Raw genomic sequence first — 12,614 nt, forward strand, 5'->3', positions numbered from 1 at the left:
ACCCGAAGACGCCACTCAGCGATCGGTAACATCACCCCGAACGCCTACGAAGCCGCGCACTCCGCTACGCTCACACAAGCGGCATAACACAACCGACACCGTGTCCACGATCCAGGGTCAAGGCCCTGGCGATGTCGCTCCGAGTGGGAATCTCGTCGGTCAGCTCGTGCAGCGACAGTGCTGTCAGCAGACACAGCGTGGCGTCGGGCTTCTTGGCGGCGATGGCGATCCACGCTGCCGTCGTGTCATCCGTGAGCCCCGATCTGAGGAAGAGGCCTGGGGCGATGCGCTCGAACTCACCGGACTCGATCAGTCGGTCGAGGCCATACCGAGTGAGACTCTGTGGGCCCAGATCGTCGTAGCTCAGCAGATCGGGCAGCGTTGCGATATCCATCATTACCCCAACCAGCAGAATCTGTTACAGATATAGCATACCTGTTATGGTCTCTGTCGAACGGTCCCTGCCCGATCCACGTCGCGGTGGCTGTCGCTATCGGAGAAGATGATCTCCAGGCCGACCAGGCCAGGATAAAAGCCTCGCACTGCCCAGGCGCGTGTGAGCGGATTGTATCCGTGACGGTGCAGCAGACAACGCTGGGGCCACTGCTCGGATCGGAGGATGAGTCAACGCGGAGACCCGATACCTGGGGCATCTCCGGTGGTGCCGGTAGAATGGCATGACAAGAAGCCCAAGCAATGCCGAGGAGGTGGGAGTCATGGCCGTCCGTACTGTGAACAACGACGCACTACAGCGCGCCGTCGCACGTTCCACGAAAGCATCGGCCCAGCTCGAACGGCGCACTGTGCCTGCGGGGTTCGTCCGCTCGGAGCGGGTGGAGCGGTTCCTGGCAGAGCATCGCAAGCGGAGCTGATGCCACTTACGCCGGGATACGGTGAAACGCCGGTTCCCGATGATGAGCTGGATGCCCTGCTCCCTGATGTGCGTGAACTGGTGGGGGAGCCGGTCACCAAGAGTGCGATCTACGACCTCGAACAGGCCCTGCAAAACGAGGTCGCAGAACGCGCCCTGACATCGGTACTCGGCGGGGCGCTGACCGTGGCCGATCTCCTCTCGGACTCCTTTCTCCGCGATCTGCACTCGCAGCTCTACGGCGAGATCTGGGTCTGGGCCGGCATGTACCGGAAGCGAGAGCTGAACATCGGTGTTCCACCCGAACACGTCGCGGTTGAGCTGCGCGGCTCTTTCGAGACAATCCGCTACAGGTGGGAGCATACGACCGACTGGATACCACGCCACCTCGGCGCTGTCGTCCACGCGGAGGTCGGGCGGATTCACCCCTTCGCTGATGGCAACGGACGCTCCAGCCGTCTGCTCGCCGACCTCGTGTTCGTCGCCGCGCAGGACTCCGATACCCCTGATATATACGACTGGCACCTCAACAAGCAGCGTTACATCGATCTGCTTCGTCAGTACGATCGCCACCGCGATCCCAGAGAGCTTGCCGAGTTCCTTGGCACGCAGCCCCTCGATGTGTAGGCACTTATGACTTCAGCATTTCACCGCCCCACAGACCCACCTCCCGGCGTCGGGCCGCTGCGCCACCGCCGTGTGGCCTGGAGTCTGCACCCGGTGCTCACCGACGTGCTGAACACCTTCGGCGAGAAGACTCCACTTGGCCAGGCCTTCAAAGACCGAGCCGTCGACGTTTCGATGCTGAAGGTGCTCGGCGACCGGGTCGACCGCGCCGAAGCACTGGCCGCGTACCGCTACCTGCTCGAACGGGCCGACGGTGACGGGCTGCCTCTGACTGCCGCGGGCTATTTGAGGCCCGCCGACGTGCAGGCGCTCGCGGCGGTGATGCCGACGATGCGCGGCTGGATCCACAAAATGGCCCGCGAGATCGACGTGCACCCCGTGCTCCACTTCCGGGAGTACGTGAAATCGATCGGGCTGCTGCGCAAGTACAAGGGATCGCTGCGACTCACACGACTCGGGCGAGTTGCTGCGAATGACCCGAATGCGCTTTGGGCGCATCTTGCCGACACGCTTGCTCCCGACGAACGATCCTTCCACGCCGACGCGACCGTCGTCGTCCTCGTGCACATGGCGACCACGGAAGGCAGAATCGACGTGGGGGCGGTCGCGCAGACGCTGACGGCGCTCGGCTGGTCGCACCGGAACGGCAGTCCGGTCAGCCAGGGTGAAGTCTACGAAGTCTGGAACAAGCTCTGGGACGTGCTCGGCAACATCGGCGAAAGCGAGGGGAGCCATCGTTCGGATCGGATGATGAGCCATGCTGCCCGAGTTCTCGTGCACGAAGCGCTCTTCACAGAAGTACCACCGCGATGACGCGCGAGCCCGTCTGCGAGTGCCGAGTCGAGGGCTGCCATTGTGACGGCATCGCCGATCTTGCCGAGCACGGTTTCGACCGATGTGCCTGCTGCCTCGCCGACTGCCCTGACGCTCATGACGATCCTTCCCGCGGGGTCCGAAACGGGGTCATAAACCCCTCCGCGGGGTCCGAATGAGCTCGTATCAACCCGCTATAACCCGTAGACTGGTGGCGTAAGAACCGCATGAATACGCGGATCGAGCAGCTTTGCACGGAGCAACCCGGAGAGCCAGAGCCCCTCAGTTGTTCTTGGTTCGAGTCCAGGTACCCCAGCCAAGATGCTCTTGTTCAAACCAAGGGCCAAGTGCACCGGCTTCTCTAGATTCTCAGAACGCCTCGCAGGCTTGCGGGGAGTTTCTCTTTTCTCATCCGCTGCGCAACGAGGCTAGATTGCGGGTATCGGTGAGCATGTGTGCCGTCACGCTCAACTCGGGACCGCCAAGCGGGAGCGGCGTCTTGCGGATCGTCGCTTCGAACCACAGCCTGCTGCGGCGGTAGCCGGGCGAGTCGTCGGCCTTGATGCGCGCTTCGGCCGGGTCGAGCGGCTGGATGTCGTCGAAGTCGCTGTAGAAGCTCGCCGTCGCGCCGCGCACGAGGTCGCTAAACCCCCTGCACGCGCACCAGCAGCCCGACTGCGTTCCCTCGGTCGCCAGCATGAGCCATTCCGCGCCGCGCACGACGACGATCCGGTGACCAGAAACCCTCTCCCGAGCTGCCACCTTGCAGTCAGGTCCGGATGACGGCCCGGGCGAGAGCCGCGACAGCCGTGTTCACCCCCGCGAGGCTCCGGCTCTTGCGCATTGTCCCCGCAAGCAGGTGGAGCGCGTCGAGCGTGGGGCTCTCGGGCGAGGGCGGGCGGTAGGGGTCCGCGCGGTCGCGCCATCCGAGGTCGTACAGGAGCTCGCTGATGCTTGCTTCCCAGAGTTCGGCGGGTGTCTCGTTCGCGACGACGGTGAGCGCCATCCATCCGGCGTGCCGCTCTGCGGGGGTCGTTCCGAGAGGGAGTCGCCCGGTGATGTGCCGGAGGATCGCTTGCGGGTCCTCGCGGCGTTTCGCGATGGCCTGCGTGGGAGCGATGCGGCCCTTGCGCACCGACACGAGTCCCAGTGTCCGCGCCGTGACGCGCAGCTCCCAGACGGGCCAGGTGAGGTCTTCGCGGTTGGCCTTGCCGATCCACCATTCGGTGATGCCCGTGCGGTGGGCGATCTGCTCGACAGCGGTGGGCTTCAGATACCCGGCGCCGGTGAGCGCCATACCGTCCCCGACGACATCGAGGAGCACGCGGAACGGCTCAGTGAGGTCCGCAGCCTCATCGACGCTGACGTCCGTCGTGCCGGAAGTGGACGGATGCGCAAGCGCATTGCGCAGGCCGCGTGTGCCGCGGTTCCGTGCCAGCTCGAGCAGCGATGCGAGTTCCTCGACGACCGGGATCGGCTCCGCGGTGACTGTGGCGATGAGCTCGTTCGTCTCGTCGATGTCGAACACGTCAGGATGCCAGCTGTCGGGCAACCACTCGCGTCCTTCCGCCGTGCTCTCGAACACCTCGGGGCGGAGCGCGTCGTCGTAGCCGCCGCGCACCCAGTCGGCGAGTTCGGTGTAGCCCCAGATACCTCCGCAGTCCTCCGGCGGGCAGGCGAGCTTCCCACTGACGCACACCGGAGCCGGAGGAGGCACGTCGAGCACCTTCTCGACGCGCAGGAGGTGCCCCCACCCATCGCCGAAGTCGTAGTCGTACCAGAGCCGGTCGCCCTCGGCGGCGATGATCTGATCGAGACGCACGTCGTCTTCGAGCATCCCCTCGTCGCCCTCGTCGACGTCGAACTGTGTGAGGAACTCGGGAGCGTTCCGGTCGTTGCTCGTGCGGAAGCGATGCAGGTGACTGTCTGTCCATCCCATCGCCGCCTGGATGACCTCGTGCAACCGGGGGAGGAGGATGTCACCAGGAACCTCGATGCGTCGCCACACCGGCGGCTTGGTGCGCTGCAGATCGATACGGATGCGGAAACCGCGCACCATCGCCGGGACGGGGAGGAGCTGCGGCTCGGGCCGGCGCCAGAGATCGTCCAGGTCATCGGCGTTGGCTCGCAGCGCGGCGATGAACTTCTGAAGATCCGGTGCCTCGAACCCTTTGGATGCCATTTTCCTTCTTCCGATGCCGGGCGCATCACTCCGGGACGCACCATCGGGAACAATCCTCGTGGAGCATGTGCATATCCGCCCAACTGGTGCGGCGGGAGGCATCTTCGCTGTGGGCACTTCATCCGCCAGGGCGTTGGAGAATAGGTCGGTGCCGGTCGGCGTCACTCGCTCTGAGCAGGTTGAGAGCTTCCTCGCCGTGCGCAAGCAGCGTGTCTGATGGGTGTCGAGCCCGACTACGGTGAAAAGCAGTGGAGTTCGATGGACTGCTGAGGAGTTGAGAGTTCAGCTCTGCGTGATGCGTGCGATGAATTCGTTGACCCAGATGATCGCGTCATCGACAGTCGCGAGGACGTCGAGGCCGTCGGCTGCTTCCTCGTAGAGGGTATTCCAACGATCTCCGGCGGCTATGCGTGGCGGCCATGTCTGCTGACGTCGATATTCGAAGAGCCTCGTACACGTCGCCTTGGTCAACGACAGATCCACCGGTTCGCCAGCCTCGAGAAGCTGAAGATCGACGAGGTCGTGTGCCCGCTCACTTCCTGTTGCCGAGAGCGCATGAAGCTTCTGCGCGATCTGGTGATCTGCCCGCAGAACAGGAACCGGCTGGGGTGCTTCGAGGCCGACCTCGGTAAAAGGCTCTACGAGGTCGTGCGCAAGCCGGTACTCGGGCTCTTCTGCGTCACCGATCTCGTTGTGGCCCGACTCGAAGGCGACCGTGCACCATGGGCGACCCCGATAGTCGAGCTTCACCTCGAACGGCCGCATGACGTACGCGGTCGGCACTCCCGCGGGGCGCGGGGCTTGCTTCTCGATGAGCCGACCGGTGAATCCCGCCCATCCCGCGGCGAGCGACTCCTCGAAGTCGCTGCGGAACTGATTCAGAGGCCCACGTCTGGCCGCATCGAGATCCCTCGTGAATCGAGTGCCTCGACCGAAACGTAATGCCATCGCGCTTCCGCCTTTGACAGCGCCGTCGGGAAGCATCTGCCCGACGACGACCAGCGCCATCCCCACGCGACGGCGAGATGCGAGTCCTTCGTCTCCTTCGAGATTGCGGATCCGCTGCTCCAGAGACCGGAGATTCGGCGGCGGCGTGTCATAGCTCAGCGCTGGAGTTCCTTTCGCACGCGGTGCCACTCGGCCGTCGTCAGGAGACCCTCGGCTCTCGCCTGCTTGGCTGCCGTCAGGAGCCGTTCGTCTTGGATGCGACCACGGCACTCGGTGAGAGCGTCGGCAACCGGCTGTGCCCGAAGACCCTCATAGAAGGTGGTGCGTGCGCTGGGGGCGACCTGAGTCAACTCGATGTAGGCAGGAAGCCGCGGCCTGGCGCGGCGGGGGACGGCGACCATCACCTGCCGCGGATTCACGTCGGCAAGACCGAACAGTGCCAGGACGGATTCGCCATGCAGATACGCATCCTCTCCGACCCGGAGCAGCGCTTCTGCGTACTGGTCGTAGGGCGTCGGAGGGATGGCTGTCACCCGGTACAGGCCATAGGCGACATTCTCGATCCCGCCCCGTGCCGCGAGTTTGGGAAGCTCGACCGGCGGGACCCCGGCCTTCGCTGCTTCCCGCGTGGTGACGTAGCCATAGTGGTCGAGCGCGATCGCACGCACCACTTCCCGGTACTTCGCCTCGGCTACCATGTCACAACTATACCGAAAACGGTAGTGTTGTGACGGGATGCGTGATGGTCGTTCAGTCAGCCTTCTGGTTCTCGACGCACGGTGACCACGATGAAGCGCGAAGACATCGCGCGCGAGGCGATTCGTCGATCCTCCGTGCGCGCCGCCGCAGCATCCGTGGCGATCGAGAACCGATCTGTGCCGGTCGGCTATGTGCGTACTGTGCGGGGGGGAGCGTCCGCTCGCCGCCCGCAAGCAAACTGCCTGACGAACCGGGTCCCGGGCTACGGCGAGACGCCGGTCGACCCGGAGGATCTCGATGCGTCGCGCCAGATGACAGGATGGACAGATGCAAACCGCTAACCTCACGCGCGAGGAGACGGCAGCGCGATCCGCCGCCGTCACCGTGCGCAGCATCCGTGTCGAGCTTGACCTCACTGGCGCGCCCGAACGGGCGCGCACCGGTTTTCCCACCGTCACGACCCTCGAGTTCGAGGCGACGACGGATGCCACCTGGCTCGACTTCATCGGCGAATCGGTCGAGAGCGTCACGATCAACGGCGTCGACGTCGCCGTCGACTACGACGGCGCCCGCATCAGGCTGCCCGGCCTCGCCCCCGTGAACATCGTCGCGGTGTCGGCGACCGGCACCTACAGCCGCTCCGGTGAAGGCCTCCATCGCTTCCACGACCCCGCCGACGACGAGACCTACCTGTACACGCAGTACGAGCCGGCCGACTCCCGCCGGGTCATGGCCTGCTTCGAGCAACCAGACATGAAGGCGTCGTACACCTTCGTCGTCGATGCCCCCGCCGACTGGGAGGTGCTGTCCAATCAGCTCGCAGTGAAGATCGACACCGGCGTCGGCGTGCAGCGGGTCGAGTTCGCCCCCACGCTGCCGATCTCGAGCTACATCACCGCGATCGCTGCCGGCCCCTACGCGCGCGTGAACGGCGCCTGGGATCGAGGCGAGCAGCACATCGACCTCGGCGTCTTCGCCCGGCGGTCGCTCGCCCAGCACCTCGAGGCCGACGAGATCTTCGAGCTCACCCGGCAGGGCCTGGACTTCTTCACCGATGCCTTCGCCTACCCGTATCCGTGGGGCAAGTACGACCAGATCTTCGTCCCCGAGTACAACCTCGGCGCCATGGAGAACCCGGGGCTGGTCACCTTCACCGAGTCGTACCTGTCGCGAGGGGCGGCGACGGATGCTCAGCGCGCCGCGCGCGCGAACACGGTGCTGCACGAGATGGCGCACATGTGGTTCGGTGACCTCGTCACGATGAAGTGGTGGGACGACCTGTGGCTCAAGGAGTCCTTCGCGGACTACATGGGAGCGCACGCCTCCGCAGCGGTGACCCGGTTCCATGACGCGTGGGTGAAGTTCGCAAGCTCCCGCAAGGCCTGGGCGTACAAGCAGGACCAGTTGCCCACCACGCACCCGATCGTGGCCGACATCGTCGATCTCGAGGCGGCGAAGCTCAACTTCGACGGCATCACCTACGCCAAGGGTGCCGCCGTGCTGAAGCAGCTCGTCGCCTTCGTCGGCGACGACGCGTTCTTCGAGGGCGCACGCCGATACTTCGCGGCGAATGCGTTCGGCAACACCACTCTCGATGACTTCCTCGTGCAGCTGAGCGAAGTGTCGGGGCGCGACATGCGCGGATGGTCGGATGCCTGGCTTCAGACCAGCGGGATGTCGACTCTGCATCTCGAGGACGGGCGCATGCTCGTGCAGAGCGATCCGCGCCCTCACCGTCTGCGCATCGGCCTGTACGGCTGGAGCGACGGCCGTCTCATTCGTCAGTCGCAGGTCGCGCTCGACATCTCCCAGGAGCGCACCGCGGTCGAGCTTCCAGACGCCGATCTCGTGCTGCTGAACGATGACGACCTGACTTACGCCAAGGTGCGCCTCGACACCCGATCTCTGGAGACCGTGACCTCATCGCTGTCGGCGATCGAGGATCCGCTCGCCCGGGCCCTGGTCTGGTCGTCGCTGTGGAACGCCACGCGCGACGGCGAGCTCGCCGCAACCCGCTATCTGGAGATCGCTCGCCGCCACGCTCCGGCGGAATCGAACATCGGGCTGCTCGTCGACGTCATCGCGAATGCCGCGTTCGCGGTGCAGCACTATGTCGTCGAGGGCTTGCGGGGGTACGAGCAGCGGGCCTGGCTCGACGCGGCATGGGACGCCTTGCAGTCGGCGGATGCTGGAAGCGACGCGCAGCTGTCCTGGGCGCGGGCTGTGGCGACGGCATCCGCTTTTGACGATGCGCGTCACGTCGAGATCCGCGGCCTCCTCGACGGGGCTGCGCCGGCCGGCCTCACGGTCGACCCCGATCTGCGCTGGCAACTGCTCACCGCGCTCGTGACGACGGGCCACGCCTCGACCGAGGAGATCTCGGCAGAGGCGCGCAGGGACGACACCGCGAACGGCCGCACGGCCGCACGGCGGGCGGCGGCGTCGCGGCCGCTCGTGTCGGTGCGCGCAGAGGCGTGGGATGACGCGTGGAACGACCTCGCGCTCAGCAACGACCAGCTGGACGCCTCGATCGCCGGCTTCCGGGCGGGCGGGCGCCGCGATCTCATCGGCGGATTCGACGAGGAGTACTTCGACCGCATCGCCGACGTATGGCGCACGCGCAGCATCGAACTCGCACAGCGTCTCGTCGTCGGGCTGTTCCCGGCGACCGACTCGCTCGACCTGGTGGATGCATGGCTCGACGCGCACCGGGACGCGCCGGCGGCTCTCCGGCGGATCGTCGTCGAGCAGCGAGATCATCTTGCGCGCTCGCTGAGCGTCAGGCAGGCGCGCTCCTATCCGGGGACGGCGACGGCCGCTGCTGCGTGATCTCGTCGTGCGGGACGAGCGGCGGGGGAGTCCGCCGGGTCAGAGGTCGAGCGAATCGCCGGGCTCGAGCGCGAAGAACTCGCCGCCGTTCTGCTCCGTCGCCCACTGCAGACGCTGACGGTGCATGGTCTTGCCGGCGACCGACAGGGTCATGTCGTGCGTGCCGAAGGAACGGCGCGGCTTCACCGCGAGCACGTAGTCCATGGCATCGCCGATCTTCAGCCAGGGCGCGCCGAGGGGAGCGGCGAGGGTTCCCACCTCGACGCCCTCGGGCACGGCGTAGGAATCGCCGGGGTAGTAGAACTCGTCGTTGACGAGGACGCCCACGTTCTCGATCACGGGGATCGAGGAGTGGATCACCGCGTGCACGCCGCCGAAGAAGCGGAGCGCGAACGCACCCGCGGTGACGGTGTCGCCGGGGGCGACGACGGTGATCTCGTAACCCTCTGCCGCGCGGGCGACGCCCGCGGGGGCGAAGAACGGCGTCCCCGGCACCGCGCGCAGGATGCGGTCGAGGTGATCGGGAGTCCAGTGATCCGGATGCTCGTGGGTGATGACCACGGCGACGAGCTGGTCCAGATCGTCGATCGGGGACGTGAAGGATCCGGGATCGATCAGCAGGGTATCGCCGCTCTCATCGAGGCGGAGGGCGGCGTGTTCGAACTTCGTGACGCGCATGAGACGAGTCAACTCCTGATTCCGTACTTGAGCAAACCCGATCCGGTTCGCGTGCGCCACGCCCGGGATCCTGGCCGGGTGCGCCTCGATTTGGTCAGGCGAGAACGCGCATGCCATACTTTATGAGTTGTCGCGGAACGGACAAGCTCCGCAAGACCTGGCCCCATCGTATAGCGGCCTAGTACGCCGCCCTCTCACGGCGGTAACGCGGGTTCGAATCCCGCTGGGGTCACCAACACGAAAAGCCCCCGAATCCCTTGAAAACACAGGGATCGGGGGCTTCTTCGTTTCCGCTACGGCACGTCCGCGAACAGGTCGTCCACTTCGATCGGACACATTTCGGACACAGGGATCACGCTCGCTCTGATGTCGGTGTCCTCGAAGAGCGGGCGGAGACCGGCGTCGATGAGGCGCGCCACATCGTCCAGATCGGAGTCAAATAGTTCCGCGTACACGTCGAGGGTCACGGATGCCTTCTGGTGTCCAAGCGTGCGCTGGAGCGCTTTGATCTTGGCTCCTCGGCTCACGGCGATGCTCGCGAAGGAGTGTCGTAGTTCGTGAGGTTCGATGTCACCGACGGGCTTGGGCAGCCTCTCGTCTGCTTCTTCCGCCGCCGCGCGGGCGCGCTCGTCCATGAGCTTGACTGCGGGAGTTAACCACCCCGCACGGAACACCGGGTTCCGTAGCCATGAGCGTGTGCGGACTCCGACGAAGACGGGCTTCTGGTTGATGACCGCGAGGTGTTCGCGGATGATCTCCGTCTGCCGTGCCTTCTTGCTGATCTGACGCTCCAGTTCCGCGATCCTGCCAGGCACCTTGTCGACCATCAGTTGCAGACGGTCGATGCTGGGGAGATTGCGGAGGGAGACATCGACGCGCTCGATCCGCGAGTCAACGGGCTCGGTCGGGAGACCGTCCTCGACTCGCTGATCGCGATCTCGAACAAGACCGCTACGCCTCTCGGTCAGCATCGCGTGACGCGCCTGCACCTCTTCGAGACGCTGTCGTCGAGCCGCGCCGTTCTTCCGCACCAGCGCGAGTTCGGTCTCCTTCTCTCCGAGTGCCCTCAACTGGGAGCGAAGCTGTCGGGCATCCGCCGCGAGTTCTGTCTCACGGCGCGCAACGTGCGCTGCAAGGTCGTGGATGATTACCTCTGGGATCGGGATGGTGCGCTCGGCGTAGTTCTTCGGTACGCCCTCGACGAGCTTTCCGTCCACCTGAACGACGGTGTGAGAGATCAGCATCTTTCGGTTGCGGAGGTCGAGGTCGCCGATCCTGAGTCCGGCGAGTTCGCTCCACCGCAGACCTGTGAAACCGAGCACACCGACGAGAGTTCCGTAGCCGTGAGCAGCGCCGTCATTTGTGTCATCGACCGCCTTCATGAGGTCAATGACCTGCCGATCGGTCAAGGAGCGCTTCTGCTTCGTCGGGATCGTGGGGAGGACGAGATTGCGCGCGGGGCTGCGATGGATGCGTTGGTCGTCCTCAGCGAACGTGAGGATGCCGCGCAGAACACTCACCGTCTTGCGAATCGTCTCGGGCTCACCGTCGAGCTTGCGCACCCAGGCGTTCACATCGCCCTTGTTCAGGTCGCCAACGCGGAATGAGCCCAGATCGGGGATGATGCGGTTGTGGATGATCCCGCGCACGCGAGAGAGCGTTGACGGCTTCGTCTTCTTCTTGTCCTCCTCACGGGCGGCGAGCCATTCGAGAGCCAGAGCCTCGATGGTGATCTTTCCGCGAGCGGGGTCAACAAAGTTGCCCTCCGCGCGTCCAACCTCAAGCTGAAGCTGGAACGCCTTGGCGGCTCCGCGCGTCATGAACCCCGCTTTCGCTCCCGCGCTGCCATCGGGCTTCCGGTAGCGCACCTTGAAGCGGGTGCCCTTCGCAGTTGCGTATGTGCTGATGCCGTTCTTTGCTTTCACGACTGCATCATGGTCGGGACGGACGCAAACGGAATCGAGCGGCATCTCAGCACTGCCCGACCATGATGCAGATCGTCCGATTCCGACCAGGCGGACGGCTGCGTTGGTGGGCACCCGCAGTAGCCCGCCACCCTCTCCTGGAGCATCATGCGTGCGACGCTGTACATCGAGCATTCAGTGCTCGCGTTCCCTGGAACCGCGACGGTCGAGTGGCGCTCAGAGATCGCATCGTCGCTCGATCGAGCACGAGCGTGGTTCGACCTCGATGTCGTGCTTGTCGGTCGCGATCGTCTCGATCCTGCGCTGCACGCGGCTGTCCATGAACTCGACGCCGACCGCGCCATCTTCGGGGGAGCGCGTGCACAGCACACGAGTTTCGTCGGCGCAGTCGCGCTCGATCTGCGACCGCACCGTGTGCGTCACGCGTGGCTACTCACGACCTCACTCGCGGGGCGACTTCCTGTCGCCACGCAGGATTCGATCGAGAAAATGCGGCTCTGGGCTTCGATCCGCGTCCTGCCAGTGCGAAGCGATGTCGTGACCCCACTGTCAGCCGACGATCTCGAAGAGGTCTTCGCGAGCTTCGCCCGGTCGAAGGGCGACCTGTGACCCGGCGGAAGGTCGCGGAGCGGGTCATCATCGAGTGCGGCACGTTCCTGAGCCCGCTCGTCGAACCCGAGGATGTGATGGGCGCTGCGGTCGCGCTGCATCAGCAAGTCGCGACATGGCTACCCGAGGCAGAGGTCGTCTGGCTCTTCACGAAGGACGACGCGCTCTCGACCTACGGCAAGTGGCTGCGGGCGCGAATGGACGCCGAGGGGCTGAGAGTCTCGACGCGCGGGGCGGTCATCCTCGAAAAGCAACGCACCCGGATGCTGTGGCATTTGCGTCCGGGAGAGATCAGCCGACCGTCTGGGGGTGGCGTCCCGGGTGGTGGTGTGGTTTCCCGGGTTCTGAGCGTCGGATTGTCGATGTGAGGAGCCATCGTGGGATGGTCAGTGAGAACCGATCAAAGCTACTCACGAAGGACACAAACCACGAT

General features: G+C 65.2%; 13 protein-coding genes and 1 tRNA gene. 6 read left to right on the forward strand and 8 right to left on the reverse strand.

Annotated elements, in window-relative coordinates; genetic code table 11:
* Nucleotides 1-70: 70 nt before the first annotated feature.
* Nucleotides 71-397, reverse strand: a complete 327-nt coding sequence (locus tag QM568_RS07505) for a hypothetical protein (RefSeq protein WP_415137394.1) — start codon at nt 395-397, stop codon at nt 71-73.
* 474 nt (nt 398-871) lie between these two features.
* Between QM568_RS07505 and QM568_RS07510 the strand changes: the two genes are divergently transcribed.
* Both QM568_RS07510 and QM568_RS07515 read left to right on the forward strand, forming a co-directional pair.
* On the forward strand, nt 872-1,498 hold the full coding sequence (locus tag QM568_RS07510) for a Fic family protein (protein ID WP_415137396.1): 627 nt from the start codon (nt 872-874) through the stop codon (nt 1,496-1,498).
* A 93-nt stretch (nt 1,499-1,591) separates the two neighbouring features.
* Nucleotides 1,592-2,311 carry a hypothetical protein gene (locus tag QM568_RS07515; RefSeq protein WP_415137398.1) on the forward strand — a complete coding sequence of 240 codons (720 nt, stop codon included), beginning with the start codon at nt 1,592-1,594 and terminating at the stop codon, nt 2,309-2,311.
* A 408-nt stretch (nt 2,312-2,719) separates the two neighbouring features.
* Here the strand turns inward: QM568_RS07515 and QM568_RS07520 are convergent, their stop codons facing one another.
* The 4 genes from QM568_RS07520 to QM568_RS07535 form a co-directional block, all read right to left on the reverse strand.
* Nucleotides 2,720-3,010: a hypothetical protein gene (locus tag QM568_RS07520; RefSeq protein ID WP_415137400.1), complete on the reverse strand. Its 291-nt coding sequence runs from the start codon at nt 3,008-3,010 to the stop codon at nt 2,720-2,722.
* A 70-nt stretch (nt 3,011-3,080) separates the two neighbouring features.
* Nucleotides 3,081-4,493, reverse strand: coding sequence for a plasmid pRiA4b ORF-3 family protein (locus QM568_RS07525; protein WP_415137402.1), 1,413 nt, complete (start codon nt 4,491-4,493; stop codon nt 3,081-3,083).
* Between the two features lie 282 nt (nt 4,494-4,775).
* Nucleotides 4,776-5,501 (reverse strand): nucleotidyl transferase AbiEii/AbiGii toxin family protein, encoded by a 726-nt coding sequence (locus QM568_RS07530; RefSeq protein ID WP_415137404.1) that lies wholly within the window; start codon nt 5,499-5,501, stop codon nt 4,776-4,778.
* Nucleotides 5,502-5,596: 95 nt separating this feature from the next.
* Entirely contained in the window at nt 5,597-6,139 is a 543-nt protein-coding gene (locus QM568_RS07535) for a type IV toxin-antitoxin system AbiEi family antitoxin domain-containing protein (RefSeq protein ID WP_415137406.1), read from the reverse strand.
* Between the two features lie 81 nt (nt 6,140-6,220).
* On the opposite strand from QM568_RS07535, the gene QM568_RS07540 reads away from it, so the two are divergent.
* Both QM568_RS07540 and pepN read left to right on the forward strand, forming a co-directional pair.
* Nucleotides 6,221-6,481 (forward strand): hypothetical protein, encoded by a 261-nt coding sequence (locus QM568_RS07540; RefSeq protein ID WP_415137408.1) that lies wholly within the window; start codon nt 6,221-6,223, stop codon nt 6,479-6,481.
* Complete coding sequence (gene pepN, locus QM568_RS07545) at nt 6,468-8,969, forward strand: aminopeptidase N (RefSeq protein ID WP_415137410.1); 2,502 nt, start codon at nt 6,468-6,470, stop codon at nt 8,967-8,969. Before QM568_RS07540 ends, pepN begins: the two co-directional genes overlap by 14 nt.
* A gap of 39 nt (nt 8,970-9,008) precedes the next feature.
* Here the strand turns inward: pepN and QM568_RS07550 are convergent, their stop codons facing one another.
* The gene (locus QM568_RS07550; RefSeq protein WP_415137412.1) at nt 9,009-9,647 is read right to left on the reverse strand and encodes an MBL fold metallo-hydrolase; all 639 of its coding nucleotides are present in this window, start codon (nt 9,645-9,647) and stop codon (nt 9,009-9,011) included.
* A gap of 159 nt (nt 9,648-9,806) precedes the next feature.
* Between QM568_RS07550 and QM568_RS07555 the strand changes: the two genes are divergently transcribed.
* Nucleotides 9,807-9,882, forward strand: a tRNA-Glu gene (locus QM568_RS07555).
* Between the two features lie 58 nt (nt 9,883-9,940).
* Here the strand turns inward: QM568_RS07555 and QM568_RS07560 are convergent.
* Entirely contained in the window at nt 9,941-11,572 is a 1,632-nt protein-coding gene (locus QM568_RS07560; protein ID WP_415137414.1) for a tyrosine-type recombinase/integrase, read from the reverse strand.
* A 216-nt stretch (nt 11,573-11,788) separates the two neighbouring features.
* Nucleotides 11,789-11,995, reverse strand: a complete 207-nt coding sequence (locus QM568_RS07565; protein ID WP_415137416.1) for a hypothetical protein — start codon at nt 11,993-11,995, stop codon at nt 11,789-11,791.
* Between the two features lie 182 nt (nt 11,996-12,177).
* On the opposite strand from QM568_RS07565, the gene QM568_RS07570 reads away from it, so the two are divergent.
* Nucleotides 12,178-12,549, forward strand: coding sequence for a hypothetical protein (locus QM568_RS07570; protein ID WP_415137418.1), 372 nt, complete (start codon nt 12,178-12,180; stop codon nt 12,547-12,549).
* Nucleotides 12,550-12,614 lie beyond the last annotated feature (65 nt).

Origin of the sequence: Microbacterium sp. (assembly GCF_047607465.1) — a bacterium.
Lineage (GTDB): Bacteria > Actinomycetota > Actinomycetes > Actinomycetales > Microbacteriaceae > Microbacterium.